The organism is Paenibacillus sp. DRB1-1 (assembly GCF_052119485.1).
GTDB classification, from domain to species: Bacteria; Bacillota; Bacilli; order Paenibacillales; family Paenibacillaceae; genus Paenibacillus; species Paenibacillus polymyxa_B.
On sequence record NZ_JBODQH010000001.1, the window covers coordinates 755,319 to 779,677 of the forward strand.

Genomic DNA, 24,359 nt, shown 5'->3' on the forward strand with positions numbered 1-24,359 from the left:
GAATATGAGTGAAAAGAAAGAATCGGCGCCCGTAACCTCTGGGAAAGCTGCAGTGTCCAGTCAGGCTCTATCTTCGCTGGTGTGGAAAGGCAACCGCTTGTCTATGTTGGATCAGCGTCTGCTGCCCGAAACGATTGTCATGCTGGATTTATTCACGGCCGAGGAAGTATGGGATGGCATACATGCCATGAAGGTACGTGGTGCGCCCGCTATCGGGATGGCTGCGGCCTACGGCGTTGTGCTAGGAGCTACCGCCTACGACGGCACCAACGCTGCTGGGTGGCTGCAGCATGTACACGCCGTGTGCGGACATTTGGCTACTTCACGCCCGACGGCAGTGAACCTGTTCTGGGCCCTGGACCGCATGAAGAAGCGGGCTGGGGAGCTCATCGTTGAAGCTAGCGGAGGTCAGGTCGAAGACTGGAATGCCGGGCTGGAACGTGAAGCCACAGCTATTCAGGCAGAGGATGAGGAAGTATGTCGCCAGATCGGAATCCATGCTTTACCTCTGTTCGAGGACGGGATGGGCGTACTCACTCACTGCAATGCAGGGGGATTGGCGACAGCGAAATACGGAACAGCGCTCGCGCCGATGTACCTTGCGCAGGAGAACGGCATCCACCTCAAAGTATTTGCCGACGAAACCCGCCCCGTGCTGCAGGGGGCGCGCCTGACCGCTTTCGAGCTTCAGCAGGCAGGCATTGATGTCACCCTGCTCTGTGACAATATGGCGGGCATGGTGATGTCCAAAGGATGGGTACAGGCCGTTATTGTCGGCACAGATAGAGTCGCTGCTAATGGAGATGTGGCCAACAAAATCGGCACCTATAGTCTAGCTGTGCTAGCGAAGGCGCATGGCATTCCTTTTTATGTCGCTTCGCCACTATCTACCATTGATTTGCAGACCGCAACAGGCGCAGATATTCCGATCGAGGAGCGTTCTGCTGAGGAAGTTACCGAAAGCTTTGGTAAAAGGACCGCCCCGCAGGGCATCAAAGTCTACAACCCAGCTTTCGACGTTACACCTCATGAGTACATTACCGCCATCATTACCGAAAAAGGAATTGTACAACCACCCTTTAGCGAGAACCTGACCCATTTGTTTGCCGAATAATTGTTCTTGCAGGTCATATCGTTCGTATATAATTCATATGATTCAACTCGATAGAATAAAACTTTTCATAGAAAAAAACCGGAGCCAAAAAGTCCGGTTTTTTTCTGTTCTTGTTCCTCTACTTTTATGCAACATATGCACATAGGCTTCATTACACCAGTTTCAAAAGTGCTTCGTATCCTGGCATACCTGGCTTAATCCCTAGTTGCTCCGCTTCAGTCGTCACCGATTCCATCGGCGCTTCCAACAATTCCTTCAGCGTTTTTACCCCCACAGCTCGTGCGGCAAGAATTTTCCGATCCGCCAGCCGTTCATTGAGCAGTCCAACATCCAGGGCACCACACATGATGTAACCACGGGAGTTAGAGATCGTCAACAGCGTTGTTTTAGGCAGTTTGACCTCAACTCCGATAAATGTATGCTCACCCACTTGCACGGATTCCATGTGTATCATGGTTATTACATGCACCTCCTCTTTGTTCACCCGGGATATTTTATGCAGCATTTCCGGGTAAGTGTGGACGCCCGTGGATACATTCAAAATATTAGGAGGCTTATGGGTCTAGACTAGAAAGTGGACACATTTACTTTATCTGTGTTCACAATATTATTCCTTCAGTATCTCTGGTCCAACATCCTTACTTGCTCAGATGTGGCTGTTCCTTGCTGCTATTGCAGCATACCATTTATAGTCTTCAACCCATTCATCTTCTCCAATTGAATCGGGGATATCTTTTATATGGACATTTTGTCCATCTGCTTGATTACCTTATCCATCCAACAATTGCACTACTTGTGTTCCCTTTTTTATATCTTTAATATTTTCTGAATCCTTTACACTAATACCAATGAGTGGAAGGTTAGCAATGGAAAAAGAAAGGCTAATATCCAATACGTCCAGTTCACATTTTGTCCCATCTACCTTATCTACTTGTATTTTTGAACCTATCAAACTTTTCAGATTCGTATGATCCTGCTTATCTAATCCAATATTTGTTCCAATTAAAATGATTCCTTTATTGGGTGTTTTAATAATATCGTCTAACTTCATAATCTCCAAAAGAACATCTCCATGAATCGTTTTGTTTAGGTGCCCGTTCCATGTACCCATGATACATTCCTTTTGGAATACCAAAAGACATATATCTAAGAAGCTTCACACTGAATCGAATTTCTTCTCATAGCATTTTGAATTAGCGGCTACAAAATCCTGACCTAGTTCAGTTAAGCTATCTGCCGATTTTCGAAATGCGTTTCATGTATCTGCAGTAGGAACATCACAAGAATTAGGTGGGGGTGGTAAACAACTTGCGTCAATGTTCCCTGCTTCCATCAGATCTGCTAATCTGAATTTATCTGCATGGTGACGTACTCCCTAGCACTAGAATTCGTCAGGGTAAGTCATTCATATTCTTCTGAGATGTATGGGGTTAATTGTAAAATTTCTCCTTAGTCAGCCCTTCCCACAATTGCCCCATAGATGAAATTTGTTGTACTAAATTGCTATTCATTTGAGCTACTAATTGTTGTGCCTGTTCTAATTTCTTGGAGACAGTCGTAAGCTGCTAAAGGCCTTATAGGATGTAACAACAACCATATCCTGCAACTCAGGAATAAGCATTAGCAATATCCCATGAGTTTTGCCATCATCGAGTTCTTTTAATCTTTTTTGAGTTCTTCTAATTCCTTATGCACTTTCTCAACTACGGCATTAACAATCTTATGAATTTGGTACTGGGTTAGATCTTTATCAGTCTGCATTCTAATTCAAAATTTAATGTTACAGCCATAAAATCTTTTTACCATTGCCATACTGTTATGTTTTATCTTTTCAATGTTATACTGTTATGTTTTATTCTATATATTTGAGCAACTTTCCATCTGGGATAAAATCGCACTTGGCGTAAAAAGTGTATACTTCTTCATAGGTCATATTTTCATTGGGACGAATCCATCCAGTAATTTTTGATATTCTCATTGATGGCCATTTGGCAGTCTTATTGTGGTAATCAATTTTAATACTGAATTATCTCCAAAAGGCTCTCCAGCATCATTTTTCCCTAACCAACTAGTTTTTCGTGCGTTTGCAACTCTTCAATCATTAATTCATCGAAATATGTAAAGTATCAGCATGAAAGGTTCCAAAGTTAATTGTATTTAAGATAAATCGATACAAAAATGATTCTTTGCCATTGAGAATTGTGATTTTACTATTCAACAACTTGCCTTCCTATATTTATTCCATATACATTTCTTAAAAGTGACAGTAAAATCCTGCTTTTATGGTGTTACTCCATCGATGCAACAACTGTCTCATTTCTTCCATTTTACATTCAGGAACAATTTCAAAGTAGATGTCAAATCAATTGGTTTTTCACCATGCTTCTCGCAACTAGCTACATACCAGTTATTATAAACATATTTGTATTTTGAGTAGTGCTTCATACGTAATTTTCTCCCTTCAAAAGATTATCAAATACTGTTTTTATGTTCCTCAAGTAAGTAGTAAGTGCTTCACTAACTTCTTGAAGTAGTACTTATTATTCGGTTTTCTCAAGAACTGATTAATTGTTATAGTAACAGCAACTTTTCTCCAATTCATAAGCATTGCTAGACTATTTACATCCTTAATCAGTGTAACCCATCCAACTTCCTTATCATCATTAGTTAAGATATGTACATCGCCTCATTACTTCCCCTAAAGGGATCTCGCAACCAGAGATAATAAAAGATGCCGTTTGACAATTCATATATGTTATAGTCTCCATCCTTAGCTGAACTTTAGTTACATACTTTTATTAAATTATCAACTTTCATTATATTTATTTGTTTGATTTCAATTAGATTTATTACTAGTCTACAATTTGATAATTTATTTTATATATGGTAGTATATTCCTTGTAAATCAAATCCATTTAAAGGATGTTAATGGTTTTGTTTTACCAACATATCTAAGGAGTGATTATAAAGTGAAAAAATTATTAAGTTTGTTTGTTGTATTTGTATTATTTTTAAGTGTACTTCCTTACTCAGTTAACGCACAGGATTCTTTATCTATTAACACCCCTGAAGACTACATTAATTATCTAAAAGCCAATAATAAAGAACTCAACTCGCAGAACAATAATGACTCCTCTGTCATTCTAGAGCAGTTCACAAATCTCTCGCAAGAAGAACAACAAAAGTTTGTAAATTATATGAATGATCCTGAAGCGATAAAATCAATTTTTAATGTAATACAAAGCGGAAAAGATTCAGATTTATATAATGGAGATATAAAAGTGAGGGTAAACCAAAACAAACAAGCACACTCTACTACTCCTTTTGCGACTGAATATACACCTCATGCTGAAACAGTCGTTTCTACATTTGGTATCAATATTATTACAACACAAGTATATATACATTACAGAGTTAGTGCGGGGAAAGTGACTGAAATTCTAAATGGCGGTGGAGTTGTTACAAGAAAGTGGGTCCCTTTAGTGAATATCACCATAAAAGAAGAGAAACCACATATTAACTCTGACAAGCGCAGCGCCTACCAGACAGCATATTTCACTTGGAACTTTACTCATCCGTCTCTTGAGGAGGTAATCGGAACTGGTACACATACAATTTGGGGATATGCAGACGGTACTTGGGAATCACAATTTTTAAATTAATAACAAAGGACGCAATTAATATTATGAATAAGAACCAGTTACAATAATAGGGATAGCGCTAGGCATACTACTTATTCTATATCTATTAACCAGATTATTAATAAGAGAAGCGTTTGATATATTTACTCAGCGCTTCTCTTTTCGTGATAAAAGTAGCACTTTATTAATTCATAGCGCCTTGTGAAGTAAAGCACCAATCCCCCAATAAGGAAAAATGTAGCTCCAATTAAAAAAACTCTTATCAAAGCCATGATAAAAATCTCCGATTCATAAAACCCCTCCCCTCTAATAATCTCATTAGACTATTTTGTTCTTCCCATAATTTTGAGTATGTATCATACTTCATAACATTCACGTACCTTCCGTATACTTTAACCATATCACTAAGTAAGTAGCCTGATTGAAGACTCTCCTGTTTAAACCCACCTCTAAATTCTTAGTTGCATGCAAATTATCTTCTTTATCAGATAAATTACTATGAAAAATGAAAAAAGCTCACTCCTATTTTATTGTTAAAGGAGCAAGCTCGGTTCGTATTATTGAAGCTACTTTATGATTCAAATGTCAACTTTTCGGGAAATATACCACCTTCTTTAACGAAGCAACGTGCCATCCGCTGTGCAGCCCTATCAAAATAAAATTTATTTGAATGACTCGGATCTGGTAAAGGTTCAATTTCAGAGAATAGCTTAGTCTCTTTGTTCAATTGAATTTTCCCCATAATGTGTTCATTTGGGCCATATCTATAAATAACTACATTCTCATCCTCATGCTCTTTAAAAAGTAAAACAAATGCTCCCATTATAAAATCTCCTCTATTCTATTTCCCATGGACGACCCGACCTTACCGCAGCTTTATGAGCAGTCTCATAGTCTGTTTTAAATATACCCTCAAATCTGGATTCAAACAATTCATGATTAAGCAAATCCATATCTTTTTCTGTTTGTAATCCTTTTTGTAATCTATCCCATGCTTGAGCTATTTCGTAATCAGAATGAAATCTGCCATAACCACTCGACTTTATATGTTCATTTATGAAAACGTGTTCTTTGATTCTTTGAACTCTACTTTCCTTCATTCCAGAATTTTCAGCTATTGCTCTTACATCACTATCAGACGCTCTGATTTGATCATACATCTCATCTGCTTCAGCTTCTCTACGAAAATATTCATCAATTGAAAGATCGTTTCTTCCACCTGTTTGTACTTCTGTTTTAGGTTCAGATTCTATTGAATTACGCAATTTCGAATTCGCATTATTCTTCGGAATCTCATACTTAATAGATGATTTCAAACCAATTTTAGGCTTGATTACTGAACTAACTCCTCCAATTAATCCAGCTGTACCGATCATATTAGCCCAGTGTTCCTTTGACCAGGCATTGTTTGGATTAAATGCCCCTTGAATCATACCTGTTACTCCAAATGTGCCGAAATTGAGCATGTCATTCCATGAATCGTTTTGTTTAGCTGCCCGTTCCATGTACCCTTGGTACATTCCTTTTGGAATACCATATGACATATAATCTAGAAAGCTCCAGACTGAATTAAACTTTTTCTCATAGCGTACTGAGTTAGCGTCTACAAAATCCTGACCTAGTTCAGTTAAGCTATCTACTGATTTTTGGAACGCATTCCGTGTATCTGGAGCAGGAACAGCACATGAATTCGGTGGAGGTGGTAAACAACTTGCGTCAATGTTACCTGCTTCCATCAGATCTGCTAATCTGAATTTATCTGCATGGTGACGTAATTCCCTAGCAATAGAATCCGTCAAGGTAACAAAGTCATTCATATTCTTCTGAGAGGTTTGGAAGGAATAGTAAAAGTGCTCTTTAGTCAGTCCTTCCCACAATTGCCCCATAGATGAAATTTGTTGTACTAAATTACTATTCATTTGAGTTGCCGTTTGCTGTGCTAACTCAAACTGCTTGGAGGCAGTCATAAGCTGCTCAGGTGTCACTTTAATTGTTGTCATAATATACCTCTGTTTGAGTTCGTTATGACATAGTAACATTATTCCGATTTATGGAAAATGAACTTAATTCCTAATTGTTATGTGAAATAAGATAACTTTATACCTATGACCAAAAGCTTATAGTCATCGCTTTCCACTCCTGATCTTCAATCATATCCTGTAACTCAGGAATCAACTTTAGGAGTTTTTTATAGTTCTGTAGCTGTTGTTTCGTGATACCGAGTTCCTGAACAATATCGGTAGTATTTTTTATAGGGACATTTTGTTCATCTGCTTGATTCCCATATCCTTAGCTCAACAATTTGATCATGATTGATATTGGAACATGGTGACCTGAATTTGACGCACCTTCGTTTGAAGCAAGGTGGTTGTAAATGTCATCCTCCTTTATTCAGATTGGCTAACTATGTAAAAGGCCCACTCCCGTTTTTATTGTTAAGGAGCAGGCTCAAATTGTACTTTTTTAAATCTCTATGCTATCCGACAACTCTAAAATAGTCTTATCTTCAATCTTCCCATTAATGAACAACTCTCTTGCTGATTCAAATGATTGCGAAAAACTGTCTCTTTCACGAGTAAGAAAGTACTCTTCTTCATTTTGGCTAATCCAATAGCTATCATTTTTATAGTAGAACTGAAACTCTTCCCCCATTTCAAAACGTTCCACCAATTCATTGTATTCCAAAACAGTCCCTCCTACTTCTTGTTAACTCTTTTAAATGTCCCATCTTCTTTCCATTCAAAAACATGTTCATGAGGCCACTCTGGATGCTGCTTTGAATTTCCATGATTCGTGTAGTCTATTGTTTTAATTTTCTTAGGTGTAATGGCATCCTACTACTTTATAACGAATGTTAGACCATAGGGGACTATATGCTCTGTCGTGCTTACAATTTATGTGGTACCCATACAAACCAAAAAGGCTAGATGGATAATCCCATCTAGCCTCGATTGAGTGAAAAATACACAATTGAGGATTTCCAGAGTTATTCATATTTCCAAATAATAGATCCATCAGTAGATGTTATCATGCTGGGAGGATCGTTATGGAGAGAAATTTCAATAAAGGGGCTCTTTCCTTTTTGTAACCAATTATATATACTTCCTTCGTCGTTAATCGGCTTAGATACTATCTTTTTAACTTCAATAACCGCAGCATCATATTCAATGAATTCATTATCATCTTCATCTAAACCATTGTTTGTTTCATAAATGGTGTCCCTAGTACCAATAATCTTTAATCCACTTCCCCACTGAATAGTTAATTCTTCTTTCGGTACTGAAAGAATGGCTTTAATCAAAGAATCATATCCCATATATTCCTCCTTGGTTTAAGGCGCTGCTGGTACAATATGTGCGCCATCTTTACTGTAATGAATAATTCCTTTTGTTGTTTCTTCGAACATACCAGTATCTCTATTATAATATTTCCCGATAGGTTTTCCGAAATCAATCCTTTCTCGCCCTGCTTTAAACATAGCACCTTTTCCAGAATAACTATCAAGTAATTCTTGTGCGGTTTTGTTATCACCATAGAAAATACTCTTGTTCTTACCATTGGCTAAGTCTTGTTTGTAGTTGGGCGTCCCAACAATATGCTTCTCCTGATCTCCGTGTTTTACTTTTACAGGGTAACTGTCAACTTCACGATAAGGACCTGCTGGAACAGATTTTTTCCCATAAGAAGGTACACCTTCTCCCTTCATCATCTGCCACAATTCCGCTGAGCTCTTCCCTATTCCGCTTGCGCCTTTAACTGCGGTTGTACCTCCATGTGCCGCTAAAGCTGCTGAGCCAATCAATCCAGGTATTCCGATAATACTACCAACTCCTGTGGATGAAACAGCAACTGCTAATCCTTCTCCACCTGTTCCAACGATGACCTCACCAGCTCCCTGCAATGTCGTAGCTACGTGACCGAGAGTTTCACCTACTTTAGCAGCCATAGGATGATCATAGTCACGGTCTTTGTCAGGAAGCATCCCCAAGGTTAAATCTTCCTGAATAGCACCTTTCGCTCCCTGAGCAGTATCCCACAAAATTTCCCCTTGAAGCTTACTAGCTTCCATCTGAGCTTCAGCCTTGGTGATCTCAGCTTTACCGATCTGTTCAAAGATTTTATGTAACCAACCTTCACCGCTTGATGCCGTTTTAACAGGCACACCATTCCCTGGCACATCCAGTACGACTTTTTCTCCATCTACCTGTGTGAAGTTTTTTGAAATAAAAATGAGTTCTTGTGCAACCGTAGAAAGTCGTTCAAGCGTCACGCCCATGGATTGTCTAGAGACCTGAAAATCTTGGAAAAACCTCTCTCGGGTAGCACCAGACCAACCTTGTTGGACAAAATCAATTCTTCCATTCAGTAAATTCAACATACGTTCCATTTCGTGTTTACCATGCAAGAACTGGTCAGCCACTTCCATTAGCTTGTCAGGTGGAACCAATATTCTCCCCAATTGATCACGTCCATTTTAATTTAGATGGAAATAATCTTATCAGAAGGAGATGTTTAGGGATATCCACCTGTTATCCTGAAATTTCCTTTTATATTATGTGACAAATGAACTGATATAAACGGAGTTACTATGTCAAAAGTATTGTATAAAGCCTCTTTTTAATATAAACGAAAATATCAGTGTTAAATTTTTTTAACATATTGTGGGGGCACAAAATCGGCAAGCCAAACACCATTGTTAGCGACATAGAACTTAACATTGTTAGCCATTGATTTTACTGTATCGATTTCAAGAATGACTAATTCACCACGTCTCTTACCTGCCAATGTTGCAAATTCAAGTGTCTCAGATAGATGAACATACTTTCTCCCCATGGGTTTAATTCCCTCGGTAATAATTTTATCAACTACTTTGCTATTTGTTCCGTGATAAAGAGTAGTTGGTGGAATGGATTCTTTGTAATCTAATCTTCCTGCACTGTGCCCGTAGTTAGCTCGTATGTATCCATTTACCATGTGGTATCGCTTCTTTGGACAATTAGTTACGACTTGATCAATTCCTGCTTCTCCTATATCCGACCATCTATTCTCTGACTTAATTGCTGAAATTAAGTCTTGCACGTGGCAATAACCTTCATGGTCCAACTTAATTCCAAACTGTTCTGGTGTATGCCTAAGAATTTTACTCATAAATTTACTAAGGCTCTCTTCTTGTTTTGGTGATAACATCATATACTCCTTCTAATGTAATATTTGCTTTATCTAAAGTAACCAATCTGATGATTCATAGCGTCTTGTGAAGTAAAGCACTAATCCCCCGATAAGGAAAAATGTAGCTCCAATTAAAAAACCTCTTAGACTATATCTGCTATAAGCCTCCAATAATACTGCAACTCCCAGCCCACAAGGGAAATACCCGAAAATCCCCCTTATCAAAGCCATGATAAAAAACTTACGATTCATAAATTTTTCTCCTCGCTAATCATACTTCATTATATAAAAACGAACAAAATTATTTCATCCATATATCCTCTTTGTCCATTCCACAGCAATCCAAAGTCTCCAACAATAACTTCCATTCTAAGCCTAAATTAAAAAGACAACAGGTGATACCTGCTGCCTTTACTCACCATTATTCAGCTTCCGTCAACATTTTTAAAATGCCAGTAAATGAGCCGTCAATCGACATAATACCTCCATTAACTTGCTTGCTAAATTCAGACTCTGTAAGTTTATCTTTTCCTACCGTGTGATTCTTAATGAATTTTATAAGGTCTGCTTTCTGCTTTGCAATATCCTTTAAAACTTGGTCACTTTCTCGCTTGTAATTTTTAATACTTTTACTTAGTTCCACCTTCGCCACGCTGAGCTGCTTCTTTAATTTATCACAATCAGCCTTGGCTTGAGCTATTACCGCTTTACTTGATTTATTTTTCACTTCGTTTTTATAGCGCGCTGATGCTTGACTTAATCTCTGAGTTAGCTCACGAACTTCTGCCCCCAGAACAGTATTAAGTTTTTTTTGTGCAATTTTAATTTCCTTCACACGATCTTTGTAATTCTCAAAGTATATTTTTTCGATTTCACTTGTTGACATTGCTTTTGTAGATGTTGCTGCCAATACTTGTGATGGAATTAAGATAGCAAACATTAATAGTAGTAGAATAGCTTTCTTCATATGTATCTCCTTCTTTGGTAGTAGTGCAATTATCATAAGGGAAATGAAGGGAATAGGCAATATGTCTTGTTATTTAAATACTACTTTCCACATTATATAATCTTCCAATGATCGAATAAGCATTTGACAGATAAAAGTCCAAGCTAAGTCACTTCTAGAAGCTTATTTATGTAGAGCAAAACAAACGATATAAAAAAAGCTAGACGGATAATTCCATCTAACCTCTTGATCATAGTTAATTTTCTAGGTCTATTGTGATCTTAAACTTGAGATTATTTTATTCCAACATTCCTCCATGTTGTCCAGTTGGATCGTAATTACTAATGCTACTGACATAAAACTGGATACTAGGAGAGTGGAATCAACTTACTCTTACTCTTCATCTTCATTAACCACTTTAATTAGATTTCCGTAGACTGCCCTCGTATGAGCAGATGCATGTTCTTTAAAATGTGTAAACAACCTCATACATCTGATTGCTTGTATTCTATTATTAGCTTCAGCAGACTTTTCCAAACAGCTGAACAAAAATGTGAAGCCGTCTGAAAATCTCCCCTTACGCAAAAGATAGATCGCCAATTCCCTTGAAAAATGAGTAAAACGTTCTGAACTAATTTGTTGAGTATATACGCCTACCTGATTTTGTTCATTCAAAAAAGACTGAATTTCTGCTTCAAACAGTTCAAGGATGTGATCTACATTTATATTATATCGATTAGCCACCTCAATTATATTATCTATTGCGGGGAGTATTTCATCTTTCTTTGAAGAAAAATAAGCAACATAATCAGGGATTACACTTAAGTCGCCTGACATAAGCCTATTCACATAAATATTAGCGCTTGCCCATTCTTTAAATTGATTTTTCCATTCTAGGGTCGTTTCATCTTTCTCTTCTACCCAGCTTAAATCGGCATATCTCTGGATATGTTGGAGTGCTGTCTCATAATCTTTATTAGCATCACAAACTTCAGCACGTATTAAATGCGAAAATGCCCAGTAGACAAATGAAGGGTATAGCGGCTTCTTTGTATGTTCACTATTTTCAGAATGCTGTTGATCAATTTTGTATTGTATTTTCGCTTTATTCCCCAGCGATTTAGCAAAATAATCCAATTTAACCCATTTTCGTAGAGAACGATATGTATTCACCAACGCTCTTAGTGCATCAAGCTGATCTATTTCATCTAATCTTTCAACGTAAGGCTCGAACTGAACCGCTGCATCATAGTTTTTCTCTTGATCGTCTCCAACACGAATCGTAAACAATCGATAATGGCAAACCGCCAATCGCTCTGAATGTTGCTGCCTTTCACTCTCGGCCACATTTTCATAAAGAAACGCCGCTGCTTCATTGTGACCATCTCTGTAAATATTCTCGGCTACTTCAAAGAGTAACGGAGGATAGATTGGATTATCCAGCAACAAAAATACAACTCGTTGCAAGCAATCGAGTCGATCAAGCTCCACACATCGGTACAAAAAAGGGCTAATTCTTCGCCAGTTGAGCGTTTCTTCTATGATACACTCTTCAATGTAACGTTCATAAAAATAGTCTGGTGGTAATTCCATCCCGGCAGTAATGCGATCCAATTGGTTAACGGATAAAATACGATTTCCAGTAACAATACTGCTAACCGTACCTACATTCAAATCAATGATGTGTCCAAACTCGGTCATGGTTAAGCTTTTCCGTATCAGATAGGTTTGAACTTCTGCTCTAATCGTAGGTGTGATCTCCATAGATAAACCACCCTTCATCATAAACTTTTCATATGATGCATAGATAAAAAACTATGTAATTGAGAAACGAGTTATAAAATTAATTTATTTGATCACTCATGATTATACCGTTTTTTAGAATAAAATCATATATATTTCAGATATTTACGCAAGATACCTTTTTGGATAGTTTACAATGATTTCATGATAAAGTGGAATATCAGAGGACAAATCAAGCAATACAAATTTATCAGATTGAGTAGATGTGTTCAAATTCCATTATAATTTATCTGTAGATTGGTCTTAAAATTGATATGTAAAGCTGACCAACTACCGTCTACAATTTGCGTATGGTATCAAGTCGAAAAATAGGCTGAGTCAGGGAGTGGAAGTGCTATGCCCATATTTGTGGAAATTGAATGGTAATTTGATTTTAACCACCTCCGGGGTATTTAGAAGCAGAAATCAGCGTCCATTAAATAACTATACGGTGTAGATAGATGTGCTGGAGGAAATTGTAGAAATTAAAGAGATGTTTTGGGTGTAAATCCCCCCCTCATTTTATCTAAATAATAATATATGGATATTAAAAACAAAGAAACCTAGACATATTATCTAGGCTGCAACAGTGTACGAGTGTACACATATGAATTTAGAGTCTGTTCATTTCAGTCAGTTATGAGATTTTAATAAAATGAACCAGTACATATCAGTAAATTGAAAACAGCTATGAAAGCTTTATTTATCCAGATGTTTTTATGCAGCAATTGCAGTACTGTGGACATCCGTGGAGCCATAAAATATTTAGGGTTTATTCATGTATAGTAAAATAATATTAAAATAAGTCATATAAAAAGAGCTAGACGGATAATCCCACCTAACTACTTGATAATAGTTGATTTTCTATGCTCTACTGTAATCATGAACTTGCGACATTTTATTTCTCACATTCCTCCATGTTGCCCTGTAGGCTCATAAGTAGACCCTTTGTCTTGGTGCTGAAGAAGGGGAACCGCTACTACTACTAGTATAAAACTGGTAACTAAAAAAGATAGAATTACTTTACGTTTCATCATTATCCACCTCATTAATTAAATTTCTATATGCTGTCTTCGTCTCAGATGCTGCACATTCCTGATAGAACTCATATAGCTTTACACACTTAATTATATACGACTTATTATTGATTAATGTAGATTTTCCCAAACAATTTAACAAAAAAGTAAATCCATCCACAAAATTATTTTTGTTAAAGTAGTAAACCGCTAATTCATGTGTGAAATGAACATAACGTTCTATAACTAATTGTTGGTTGTACGTACCTACACACTCAGGTTTATCCAGCAAAACTAAAATTTCTGTTTGAAATTGATTTAGTATATTATCAACATTTAAATGATATCGATTAGCAGCTTCAAGTATGTTATCTAATCCGGAAAGTAACTCTTCTTTCCTTGAAGAAAAAAATGTTACATAATCAGCCAAAACACCAATTTCACCAGCATGAAGTTTATTTACATAAGTATTGGCTTTAGACCATTCTTCATATTGCCTTTTCCACTTCAAAGTAGTTTCATCTGAATCTTTCACCCAACTTAAGTCACCATATTTGTACGTATGCTGAAGTGCCTTCTCATAATCTTTATGAGCCTCACAAACTTCTGCACGAAGTAAATGTGAGAATGCCCAATAAGCAAACAGAGGAAAACTTGGTTTCTTTGAATTTTCTTTTTTCATATGATTCCGCTGTTGTTCCAGTTTGTATTGAATTTTAGCTTTGTCTCCCAAAGCTTTAGCGAACAGTTCTACTTTGTCCCATTTACGTAACGAACGGTATGTATTCGCCAAATCTTTTAACGCTTCTAACTGATCTATCTCATCTAGTCGGTCAACATATATTTCAAATTGAACTGCCGCTTCATAGTTTTTCTCTTGATTGTCTCCTTGCCTCGTATGGAACAAGCGGTACTGACACATAGCGAGGCGCTCTGAGTATTGTTTTTTCTCACTTACAGCTACATTTTCATAGAGTATGGCTGCCGCTTGGTACTTCTTTTCATGAAATAATTCTTCAGCAAGCTCAAATAAGGATTCTGAATAGCCCAACTTATCCATTAATAGATTGACCACATCATGAATGCAGTCCAGTTTGTTCAATTTCGCACAATTATGTATAAAAGGACTCATTCGACGCCAATTCGGATTAGCCTCTGTTAAATACTCAGACACATACCGTTCGTAGTAATAGCCGACGGGATGCCCCATTGCTTTTGTAATTCGGTCTAGCTGATCCACTGAAAGTGTGCGGTTCCCATTAATAATACTGCTCATGGTGCCCGGATTCATCTCTGCCTCTCTGGCAAGATCACTAAGGATTAAATCTTTATCTTTCATATGTTTTGTTATCTCTGTGAGTATCGTGGTTGTGTTGTACAAAAGTAACCACCCCTTATCAGGAACTTGTTAGGATATCAACTCATTAAAAAGAGGACTATTGCAATCCATTGATTGTATAGCCTTTCCGCAATTCATTGTACCATCTTTTGGAACAATATCATATACCTTTCAGAACCTTACTTAAGATCCCTTTTTGGATGGTTTACAAACAAATCAAGCTCTATAAATCCTGAGACATACGAATCATATCTCTACACTGTATGCCATTCTCATAAATTTCTTCTAGATAGTTGTGTCTGACAAAGAAATCTAGATCTACACCAACAATTCTGAACCCACATTTTTGGTAGAGAGCTAACTGCCCAATGCTAGAGTTTCCTGTACCAATTTCCATCGTTTTATGACCTTGTGCCCTAGCTGTTTCAATTGCATGTGTCACTAATTGTCTGCCTATTCCTTTACCATGCATATCTTCTGATACTGCTATATTCACTAACTCAACTGTTTCAGGTCTTGTAGGTAAAAGAACATAGACTCCAACAATATGATGGTCAATCTCTGCTACAAAACACTGCCCTCTTTTTAAATATTCCTCAACAAGTTGGTGCGATGGATCAGCTAGTAACAAGAGCTCTATTGGATATTTTTCATTTAAATGAAGTAGTCTAATATTCATATATTCTCTCCTGAATATATTATGGCCCCCGGATTTCCCCCTTGTGTAAGCTTTATTCCAGAAATCCGGGGAAGTCCTAAATCAGTTTGATCTCAATTCATACAAACCATTGTGAAGCGAAAGACTGGCAGAGCATGGAGCTTCAAACAAGACTCTGGTGTTAAATACGGCCGGAAGCCTATCATCAGGAAACCAAGGCCGTTGCTTGTCTATGACTATAAATGATCCTTCTACATCCCCTAGCGGCGCGAATTTCTGTCCAGCCCCTCCCCATGAATCAAGTTGGAACGTTTCGGTGATTATCCTAGATACTTCGGAGACATCATCGACAGGAAGGCCGATCTCGCTTATACGAAGTAGAGAGTGGGGCCCGAAAGCTTCAGTGACTGCGTTGTTGAGTGTATGGTGAGCGATGAACTCGACAAGGTTATGATCCGGATCATAGAAGTAAAGCGCTGTTGCATTCCAGTTTTCGAAAAAAAACTCATCTTCTTGGGGTCTTGAAATCAATGAAATCCCACGGTCGATTATCCACTGTTTTGCTTCTATGAATTTATTCGTTGGAATCGTAACCGCAATATGATAAAATTCATTTTCCATGTGAGAAGATTCCTGAAAAGCAAGAACCGATTCCCCTACTTGAAAAGACAACCGCGAAGGGTTTTCCTCCACAACCTGCAAATCCAAGAGAGAGCCGTAAAAAGCTTTTATCGCTTCGAAACTGTGGGTGCCTAAAAGCACTTCTTTTAATTTCAATGCATTGGTCCTCCCCATAAATAATATTGAAACCCATTTTCCGTCGTATCCAGATCAACATTTTATCTCAGACTGTATGAGGCCATTTCATTGGTTATTGATTATCCTTTAAATCGCTTAGAAGTTTGGCATTCACATCTAACGCCGCAAATTGAAGTAGTATATCCTGTTCATCCAGAGCTTTACTTTTCGCCATTTTGAGATAAAGCTTGGGCTGGTCCCGAAATGCTCTTGCACTCCCAATCGAGTATGCCTTCTTGAGATATTCATGAGCTAATACAGGCTTGCTCTGATGAAGAAGTGTTTCCGCCATCTGGATATAAGGTTCAGCATGTATAATCCGGTACCCTGAACCTTCCAAATCTATAATCTCCCCATTTAAAAGCTCTACTGATCGCTGAGTATGCCCGTTATAATTGAGAATTTGAACGTATTGATGTAGGGTTACACCTGTAATGCCCCATGTATGCTTAGGCTCGGGTATTAGATCCCAGGCCCTCTGTGCTTTTTCCTCAGCCAAGTTGCTATCTAATGGGAGTATATGAGCTGCTTCCTCACCAAGAGCCCAAATTTCCTCTTCCAATTGAGCCTCCAGATCATGATACATTCGAATATTCATCTATTCCTCCCAATACATAATGTAGAGTACTCTTCTAATGTCTATCCATATTTTAACGCACGCTGGCTTCCGTTGCATTCGAATTGAACAATTTTATTTTTATAATCATAGATAAAAACGCTAGAAGTGCAAACATCATTCCGCTCCAGATGAGCTGGTGTATTCCCAAGTGAGAGATAAACCAGCCGCCTATAGCAGCTCCCATCGTAATACCTAGATTAGAAAATGAGACAAACAGGCTGTTACCAAACTCTGGAGCTTCTTTCGCTTCAGTGGTTAACCATGTTTGACTAATAATAAGCCCCCCAGAATGCACGGCCCCCCAAATGAGCACAACCACAATCATCGGTAGGAAAGAAGTCCCCAGAGCATAAGTGAATACGTAAATGACCATATATAGCAATGGGAACATGATGACGGTCTTAGTCAGATTTTTATGTAATAATCCCCCAAATAAAAAGTTTCCAAAAATCATGATGATTCCAAAGACCATCAACATCATACTGATCCATGACCCGTTCATAAGAGTTACTTCTCCAAGATATTCAGCAAAGTAGCTATACACCGAAAACATAGCTGCAAAGATAAAAATAACAGTCACAATGTTGAACCACAATTGAGGTTTACGTAATATACCAAGCTGTTTGCCATAAGACATCTTTTCCTGAACTGGCAGGGAAGGAAGCCATACGAGTATTCCTACAAATGCAATCATGCTTACGACAGCACCAAATAAGAAAGCAGCTTCTAACGATATCTTTTCAGCAAGATAGGAAGTCAAAGGCACGCCAAACGCAAATCCTACTGTAATTCCAGCGAAAACCTTGGTGACCGCTTTACTACTCTTTTCAGGGGGGACAAGATGAGATGCAGTCACGAGAGCGACCGAAAAAAAGACAGGATGAAAAATAGCAGGAAGAACACGAAAAATGAGCATGACCTCAAAATGAGTGGTATAGGCATACACTATATTGGAAATGACAAAACTGAATACAGCGGTTAATAGAATGACTTTACGATTCATGCCGGAAACGAGTAAGGTCAAGAACGGACCTGAAATGGCAACAACTAAAGAAAAAATACTGACGAGCCAACCAGCCTGGGCAGCTGATACATTGAATTTTTGGGTTACTTGAGGAAGAACGCCTATAATCCCCATTTCCGTTGTAATAATGCCGAATACGCCTAAAGCTAGAATGATAATAAGTAACGGGTTAACCTTTTTCATTTTAAGTATAAGCCTCCAATTTAATTATATATATAGATTTGTAGATATGTTATGTGAAAAAAAACCTCCTTTCAGTTTATAGTTCCTTTTGAACGTACTCGGCAAATTCCTGGATTGTTTTTTCATTCCGACGATAATACGTCCACTTCCCAATACGCTCAGACTCTAACAAACCGGATTTTTGCATCGTTAATAAATAACTTGAAATCACAGACTGCGCAAGTCCCGCTTTAGCCTGAATATCTCCCACACATACACCAATTTGAAAATTAAGCCCTTGCTTTAGATAAGCCTGTTCATCAAAAAACTCTTCTGGTTTTTTTAACCACAGCATAATTAGACGACGAGTTTCGTTTGACAATGCTTTATAAATCAATGACGGTTCCATATAAAATATTATATCTATTTTATTAGATTTGTAAATATAAAGCCCAATGACTACGTAGGAGAATTAATAATAAAGGCTGCTTCCCCACAGAAAATCCGCTGGGAAACAGCCTGTTTGTGTACATATTCAACTACACTGACTTACTCTTATTGGAGCGATACATCAAGTACAGGAAATACGGTGCACCGATCAGTGCGATCAGCAATCCGGAAGGAATTTCGGTCGGCGCAAGCACTGTCCGGCCAATCGTATCAGCCAACACCAGCATCACCGCTCCCAAGATGCTCGACAGAACAATGGAGCGGCGTACATGGTGCCCAATCAACGTACGCACAATATGCGGGGCAATCAGCCCGATGAAGCCAACTGTACCCACACAGGCCACCGCTCCGCCCGCCAGCAGCACACCCACTGCCATGGCCAGCAGCCGAGTGCGGCGCACCGGAAGTCCCAGTCCCATGGCGCTGCTATCGTCAAACACCAAAAGATCGAAGCGGCGAGCTAGCCACCAGGCTATTGGCAACAACACGAGCAGAAAAGCCAGAATCGTCGCCACCTGCCCCCAGTTTCGAGCGTAGGTACTACCGGTCAGCCAAATATAGCCTGTGCTGCCCCAAAGCGAACCTTGGATAATCAGTATCTGAATGCCAGCTGCTCCGATCGCTGATACGGCAATCCCAAGTAGGATGACCACAGACGGGTTTAGGTGCTTGTTCCATGATAAAAAGAAGATCACCGCCGCCGACACCGTCGCTCCGGCAATCGCCGCGATGGGCAGCATATAAACAGGCAGCCCCGGCCAAACGATAATCACTGCAAGCGCGCCGAAACCAGCCCCTGAAGAAACACCAATGATCGAGGCATCCGCTAAGGGATTACGAACAGCTAATTGGATCAAGACACCGCTGACCGCAAGCGCGATACCAGCCCCGGCTGCCACCAGCGTGCGCGGAATTCTAAACTGCAGCAAGGCCGAATTTGCGTTCTCACCGCCGAACAGGCCGGACAACAAATCGCTGACCGGAATTCGCATTCCTCCAAACATCAGGCTGAATACGGTCAACAGCACGGCACCGCACCCTAGCAACATAACGAGCCTGCCATACGGTAATTTCCGAGAGCGCACACCTATGTTCATTGAAGACTGTCCACTAATACCAGAAGGCAGCTTCATCTTCCACAGAATCAACCAAATTAACCAAGGAGCCCCAATCAGGGCCATCATTGCTCCGGTCGGCAGATCCATGCTTGATTGGTGGACCATTTTCGCCAGCACATCAGCGCCGGTCAACAGTAATGCCCCCCACAGGAAAGAACCAGGCAGCACCCAGCGATGCATTTTCAGACCGCTTAAGCGCACCAAATGCGGAGCTACCAAACCCACAAAACCAATGGGTCCAATGACGCTGACTGTAATGGTCGACAGCAGGACAGCCAATACAATTCCCACCGCACGGGTCAAGCTAACCTTTTGTCCGAGTGACGTGGATGTGGACTCATCCAGATCCAGAACATCAAACTGCCGTGACAGCAGAACGGCAATGATCGAGAGTCCTACGACCCAGGGCCAGGCGTAAGTCGTCCCGCTCCAGTCGTTTTGCACAAGCGAGCCAGAACCCCAGAGAAACAGTCCTTGCGTTTCAAATGAATAAAAGATATGCAAAGCACCGGTAAACGAACCGAGAACCATGGATACAATCAAGCCGGCAAGTGCCAACCGAATCGGACTTCCAGCTCGTCCCCCGCCCATGAAGTAAGCCAGCACCGCTGCAAGCAGGCCGCCGACAGCGGCAAATAGAAACGGCGCCTGGTGCAGCAATCCGGGAAACATCACTGCGCCAAGGACGACCACAAAGTAGGCACCGGCGTTAATTCCTAGTGTATCAGAAGCCGCCAGCGGATTTTTGGTGATGGCCTGGAGCAGAGCACCAGCGATGGCCAGCGCACCACCAGCCAGGATTCCGATGACCGTACGCGGCATTCGGAGATCCCACACCATGTTATGATCAAGCGTATTCTGACGCTGGGTCAACGCCTCAATTACTGTATGCAGCGGGATTGAAGCCTCTCCATAACACAAGCTTACAAAAAAAAGCACGATGAGGACGATCAATCCGCCCCCAAAGATGCTTCCTACACGCCAAGTCTTCGATAAACCCGTTGTGCCTGTTCGGGTCATTTCGTTAGAGCTCCGACTACTTGATCAACCAGCACTTTGGATGAGATTGGGCCGCCGAACGTCCATGTTGTACCATCCAGTGGGTAGGTCCGTTTTTCTTTGACAAAGTTCAGTCCGTTCCATACCGAGTTGTTCTTCATCGCGGCTCCAAATACATCGTCCGTCTTTTGTGTAATATAGATAAAATTACTATTCTGAACAGCAGGAAGAGCTTCAATGCCTACGGTGCTAAACCCGTATTTCTCGGTCTTGTCCGACTTCCAGTCGTTCACCATGCCGATTTTCGCAAGCGTTCCCACTACAACCGAATTTTCTTTGAACATTCGCAGACTGGCAGCATTTTGAGCTGTAAAGGCCTGTGTCAGCGCATAGTGAAAGTCTGCTTTGCCTGCCTTCTCCAATGTAGCCTTTGCATCTATATAGTGCTGGTCAAGTTCGCTTAGGACCTTATCAGCCTGTTCCGTTTTTCCGGTAGCCACAGCGACTTGCTTGAAAATTTCGAGCATACGGTCGTAATCATAGCCGTTCCCCTTGTAAGGATCGAATTCTATCGTTGGTGCAATCCCCTTAAGCTGTGCATAGATCGCTGCATTGTTATCGGCGTTAGAGATAATAAGATCCGGCTTGAGCGCTGCAATCGCTTCTAGATTCGGTTCGCCCCGTGTGCCGATATCAGTTACGGTATCAGCCAGCTTTGCCTCCGGTGTTACCCACAGCTTGTAGTTTTCATTGTCCGCATTGCCGACAGGCTGCACGCCAAGTGCAATGAGGTCCTCGGTAAACGTCCATTCGAGTACAACGACCCGTTCCGCTGGCTTGTCCAACTTGACTTCCCCATGGTCGTCCTTAACCGTAACCGGACCAGCCGTTGTGGATGTCTGCTCAGACCCTGCAGTACCTTCCGTCTTCGAGCTATCCCCAGCCGCACCGCAGCCCGCCAATACAATAGTAAAAACTACAAATAATAATAGGCTATTCAACATCTTTTTCATTTCTCTCAATCACCCCTATATGTATATTACATTGGAAAATGATAATCATTATCAGTAAAAGATTATAGGGCTTAGTGACTTTTGTCAATACGGATAAATCTAAAATTGAATCGCAAACAGGTTCCGTATATGATAGCTTTATCATTGTTTAAGGGAGGCTACATTTACGTGGCAGTATTAATCAACGAGCAAATTAAAGCTGACGAAGTGGTACTCACTGGACTCGCAGGGGAGAAGCTCGGCGTTGTCTCCAAGTCAGAGGCCTTGGCCTTGGCCCGATCTAAAGGGGTGGACCTGGTCTGCACTTCACTGATGAGCAGTCCACCACCCTGTAGTTTGGTCGCAAAGGGCAAAGGAAAAGCGCTTGCGCAAAAAGAAGCCGCAGCAAGCAAAACGAATGTCGGTCGAGCCGCAAGAAATAGCGGCAAAGAAAAGGTCAAGGAGCTTCGCTTCACTGCTCATATTGAGGAGCATGATTACGACACGAAGCTGCGTCAGGCAGACAAACATCTGCGTTCCGGCAAACCGGTGCAGTTGGTCGTTAAAGCGTCTGGTGCAAAAGAAGCACCTGTCGCCAAAGCGGTACTAGAACGGCTACTAGTCGATCTGAAGGAAGCCGGAGTCAAGGATACTGGAATCCAGACGGGCGGCAAGGGCTCACAAGTGAAATTGAACCCTCGCTGAATGGCAAATCCGTAAATTGGACAAATCACTAAGACCGTAGGAAGCAGAGGGAGATCACTAATGGACATGAATGGACCTGTCAACATTTCTCGAAGTGAGAGACTTCAGACTTGCCACGAAATAGCTGCGAGGTTACATGAAGTATACAGAGACAATATTCTGGCTATAGGGATCTATGGATCTGTTGCCAAAGGTACTGACGGCCCTTTTTCGGACATTGAAATGTTTTGTGTACTAAGTGAACCAAACGGCCCCGTAGAATTTAGCCATGAATGGTCGGCGGGGCCCTGGAAAGCTGAGGTGAACGTCTGTAGTTCAGACATTCTTCTTAAAATTGCCTCTACTGTTGAGGGCGATTGGCCGTTGACACATGGACCCTTCTTTTCCCCACTTCGTCTGTATGATCCTAAAAACTTTTTTTCTATATTAAAGGAAGCGGCCGAATCCCCAACAAAGGAAGATTTCAGGCATGCCATCAACGAAGTGCTTGTAGGTGAAATGTACGAGTTTATAGGAAAGCTTAGAAATGTCCGTGTAAATGGCCCTCATACCTACTTGCCGTACTTGGTAATGCAGTTTGCCCAATATGGGGCTATGTTAGTTGGGTTGCACAATCAGAAGCTTTTCTCAACGGGTTCAATGGTTCTACCGGAGGCCCTGGAACTGCCGAGTCGTCCAGAAGGATTTGATGATGTAGTTAAGTTGGTGATGTCCGGAGATTTAGCTGAACCAGCGAAGATCATTTCAGCCTGTGAAGATTTCTGGAGTGGTCTTGTGAGTTGGGCAGTCGAACATGACTACCTTATTCGATCACAACGAATCCCATTTTGATCGAAAATAAAATTTACTTTAATTGCGCTTACTATAATATATCATGTTTTTGATATGCCCCCTCCCCCTTTCGTAAAGGGGGATTTTACTTTTCTTCTGGATGGATGATACTGCTTCGTTATATTTTCCCACTGTAATATATTTAAAATTTAAACTACTTGATTTCACCCCCTACCTCCTTTATTCTCTGTATATGTAACTCTGGCTTGCTTATCTATATCTGGTGCTCACATACTTTCCTCATTCGTATACACATGCAAAAAATGTACAATTCCAGTGTACTCCATTAAAATTTTACACATAGATCTTTATATAGATTTTATTTTTGTTAATATCCAACAACAGGGCCTTAGGCACTATGATAGATTACATTTTAATGATATATTGATAGGTACTATAAAAGACTAATTACCCATGGCTTGGGCTGGAGGATGTATGAAAAAGGAATCAAATCAAGACGAAACCAGTTATTTATTTAATGTAGATGTATTAGTTAAAGGCCGTTCGAATGTAGAGGCCCTTCAGTTCCTGCTTAATCTCTTGAGCCAAAACGAACACATTGCGGATAGCCGGATTCAATCTGGTATCGAACTTGGCAATTTAATTGAAGCTGCACTGTACCTAAAAAAACAGTCAGCCGTGAATAGCCCATCTGATGCAGCCGCTACGCTCGCGGAAAAGTTCTCCAAAAAGAAGTCAGCCGCAGTTACGAACAAGCCGCCAGTCGTTCAAGAGATCAAACAATCCCACGTACAGCCAAAGCCTGCAACACAACAAGAACTTAGTACGTATGAATGGATCAAACGCTATATACAAGATAATACGCTTGTACGGTTAATTGTGAACCGCTATGGCGGACAGCGTAGCATCCCTTGCCGCATCCTCAATCTGGATCATGATAATAGCCTGCTGAGTGTGTATCATGTAGATGAGAAGCAAGTGTACTCCTTTAAAATGAATGAGATCGATGAAATCACATCGTAAATGTAAATACTT

At 40.2% G+C, this 24,359-nt stretch carries 24 protein-coding genes and 1 pseudogene; 5 read left to right on the plus strand and 20 right to left on the minus strand.

Annotated elements, in window-relative coordinates; genetic code table 11:
* The first annotated feature begins 4 nt into the window (after window positions 1–4).
* On the plus strand, window positions 5–1,114 hold the full coding sequence (mtnA, locus tag ACQW03_RS03425) for an S-methyl-5-thioribose-1-phosphate isomerase (protein ID WP_441948260.1): 1,110 nt from the start codon (window positions 5–7) through the stop codon (window positions 1,112–1,114).
* A gap of 151 nt (window positions 1,115–1,265) precedes the next feature.
* On the opposite strand, the gene ACQW03_RS03430 is transcribed toward mtnA, so the two are convergent.
* The 3 genes and pseudogenes from ACQW03_RS03430 to ACQW03_RS03440 form a co-directional block, all read right to left on the minus strand.
* Window positions 1,266–1,568, minus strand: a complete 303-nt coding sequence (locus ACQW03_RS03430) for a YunC family protein (protein WP_023987881.1) — start codon at window positions 1,566–1,568, stop codon at window positions 1,266–1,268.
* 315 nt (window positions 1,569–1,883) lie between these two features.
* Entirely contained in the window at window positions 1,884–2,174 is a 291-nt protein-coding gene (locus tag ACQW03_RS03435) for a hypothetical protein (protein WP_071558963.1), read from the minus strand.
* Window positions 2,158–2,679: pseudogene (locus tag ACQW03_RS03440) on the minus strand (WXG100 family type VII secretion target); the annotation flags it as partial. The pseudogene ACQW03_RS03440 and the gene ACQW03_RS03435, both read right to left, overlap by 17 nt.
* Before the next feature lie 1,404 nt (window positions 2,680–4,083).
* Between ACQW03_RS03440 and ACQW03_RS03445 the strand changes: the two are divergent.
* A complete protein-coding gene (locus ACQW03_RS03445) occupies window positions 4,084–4,776 on the plus strand; it encodes a hypothetical protein (RefSeq protein ID WP_441948262.1) in 693 nt (230 codons plus the stop codon).
* A gap of 550 nt (window positions 4,777–5,326) precedes the next feature.
* Here the strand turns inward: ACQW03_RS03445 and ACQW03_RS03450 are convergent.
* From ACQW03_RS03450 to ACQW03_RS03530, 17 genes are all read right to left on the minus strand, one after another.
* Window positions 5,327–5,578: a hypothetical protein gene (locus ACQW03_RS03450; RefSeq protein ID WP_023987879.1), complete on the minus strand. Its 252-nt coding sequence runs from the start codon at window positions 5,576–5,578 to the stop codon at window positions 5,327–5,329.
* Between the two features lie 13 nt (window positions 5,579–5,591).
* Window positions 5,592–6,755 (minus strand): WXG100 family type VII secretion target, encoded by a 1,164-nt coding sequence (locus tag ACQW03_RS03455; protein ID WP_076294942.1) that lies wholly within the window; start codon window positions 6,753–6,755, stop codon window positions 5,592–5,594.
* Between the two features lie 463 nt (window positions 6,756–7,218).
* Entirely contained in the window at window positions 7,219–7,440 is a 222-nt protein-coding gene (locus ACQW03_RS03460; protein ID WP_340981441.1) for a hypothetical protein, read from the minus strand.
* A 301-nt stretch (window positions 7,441–7,741) separates the two neighbouring features.
* Complete coding sequence (locus tag ACQW03_RS03465) at window positions 7,742–8,071, minus strand: hypothetical protein (RefSeq protein ID WP_013309519.1); 330 nt, start codon at window positions 8,069–8,071, stop codon at window positions 7,742–7,744.
* A gap of 15 nt (window positions 8,072–8,086) precedes the next feature.
* A complete protein-coding gene (locus ACQW03_RS03470) occupies window positions 8,087–9,214 on the minus strand; it encodes a polymorphic toxin type 50 domain-containing protein (RefSeq protein ID WP_441948265.1) in 1,128 nt (375 codons plus the stop codon).
* A gap of 182 nt (window positions 9,215–9,396) precedes the next feature.
* Complete coding sequence (locus ACQW03_RS03475; protein WP_441952292.1) at window positions 9,397–9,942, minus strand: RNA 2'-phosphotransferase; 546 nt, start codon at window positions 9,940–9,942, stop codon at window positions 9,397–9,399.
* A 33-nt stretch (window positions 9,943–9,975) separates the two neighbouring features.
* Window positions 9,976–10,176 carry a hypothetical protein gene (locus ACQW03_RS03480; RefSeq protein ID WP_028542918.1) on the minus strand — a complete coding sequence of 67 codons (201 nt, stop codon included), beginning with the start codon at window positions 10,174–10,176 and terminating at the stop codon, window positions 9,976–9,978.
* A 169-nt stretch (window positions 10,177–10,345) separates the two neighbouring features.
* On the minus strand, window positions 10,346–10,891 hold the full coding sequence (locus tag ACQW03_RS03485; RefSeq protein ID WP_076157982.1) for a hypothetical protein: 546 nt from the start codon (window positions 10,889–10,891) through the stop codon (window positions 10,346–10,348).
* 372 nt (window positions 10,892–11,263) lie between these two features.
* Window positions 11,264–12,634, minus strand: a complete 1,371-nt coding sequence (locus ACQW03_RS03490; RefSeq protein ID WP_418027501.1) for a transcriptional regulator — start codon at window positions 12,632–12,634, stop codon at window positions 11,264–11,266.
* A 1,041-nt stretch (window positions 12,635–13,675) separates the two neighbouring features.
* Window positions 13,676–15,007 (minus strand): helix-turn-helix domain-containing protein, encoded by a 1,332-nt coding sequence (locus tag ACQW03_RS03495; RefSeq protein ID WP_441948268.1) that lies wholly within the window; start codon window positions 15,005–15,007, stop codon window positions 13,676–13,678.
* A gap of 223 nt (window positions 15,008–15,230) precedes the next feature.
* Window positions 15,231–15,686 carry a GNAT family N-acetyltransferase gene (locus ACQW03_RS03500; RefSeq protein ID WP_076293717.1) on the minus strand — a complete coding sequence of 152 codons (456 nt, stop codon included), beginning with the start codon at window positions 15,684–15,686 and terminating at the stop codon, window positions 15,231–15,233.
* An 81-nt stretch (window positions 15,687–15,767) separates the two neighbouring features.
* The gene (locus ACQW03_RS03505) at window positions 15,768–16,442 is read right to left on the minus strand and encodes a VOC family protein (protein ID WP_053325064.1); all 675 of its coding nucleotides are present in this window, start codon (window positions 16,440–16,442) and stop codon (window positions 15,768–15,770) included.
* Between the two features lie 94 nt (window positions 16,443–16,536).
* The gene (locus ACQW03_RS03510) at window positions 16,537–17,061 is read right to left on the minus strand and encodes a hypothetical protein (protein WP_071640111.1); all 525 of its coding nucleotides are present in this window, start codon (window positions 17,059–17,061) and stop codon (window positions 16,537–16,539) included.
* 52 nt (window positions 17,062–17,113) lie between these two features.
* Entirely contained in the window at window positions 17,114–18,289 is a 1,176-nt protein-coding gene (locus ACQW03_RS03515) for an MFS transporter (RefSeq protein WP_441948271.1), read from the minus strand.
* Between the two features lie 76 nt (window positions 18,290–18,365).
* Window positions 18,366–18,677 (minus strand): ArsR/SmtB family transcription factor, encoded by a 312-nt coding sequence (locus ACQW03_RS03520; RefSeq protein WP_441948273.1) that lies wholly within the window; start codon window positions 18,675–18,677, stop codon window positions 18,366–18,368.
* Between the two features lie 130 nt (window positions 18,678–18,807).
* Window positions 18,808–20,856 (minus strand): iron ABC transporter permease, encoded by a 2,049-nt coding sequence (locus ACQW03_RS03525; protein WP_071640108.1) that lies wholly within the window; start codon window positions 20,854–20,856, stop codon window positions 18,808–18,810.
* Window positions 20,853–21,848, minus strand: coding sequence for an ABC transporter substrate-binding protein (locus ACQW03_RS03530; protein WP_441948276.1), 996 nt, complete (start codon window positions 21,846–21,848; stop codon window positions 20,853–20,855). The genes ACQW03_RS03525 and ACQW03_RS03530 overlap by 4 nt, the downstream gene beginning before the upstream one ends.
* A gap of 168 nt (window positions 21,849–22,016) precedes the next feature.
* Here ACQW03_RS03530 and infC point away from each other — a divergent pair, with 168 nt between their 5' ends.
* The 3 genes from infC (at window position 22,017) to ACQW03_RS03545 (ending at window position 24,347) form a co-directional block, all read left to right on the plus strand.
* Window positions 22,017–22,532 (plus strand): translation initiation factor IF-3, encoded by a 516-nt coding sequence (gene infC / locus ACQW03_RS03535; RefSeq protein ID WP_071640106.1) that lies wholly within the window; start codon window positions 22,017–22,019, stop codon window positions 22,530–22,532.
* 60 nt (window positions 22,533–22,592) lie between these two features.
* Entirely contained in the window at window positions 22,593–23,363 is a 771-nt protein-coding gene (locus tag ACQW03_RS03540; RefSeq protein ID WP_441948279.1) for an ANT(4')-I family aminoglycoside nucleotidyltransferase, read from the plus strand.
* A gap of 435 nt (window positions 23,364–23,798) precedes the next feature.
* The gene (locus ACQW03_RS03545; protein ID WP_071640104.1) at window positions 23,799–24,347 is read left to right on the plus strand and encodes a hypothetical protein; all 549 of its coding nucleotides are present in this window, start codon (window positions 23,799–23,801) and stop codon (window positions 24,345–24,347) included.
* The last annotated feature ends 12 nt before the right edge of the window (window positions 24,348–24,359 follow it).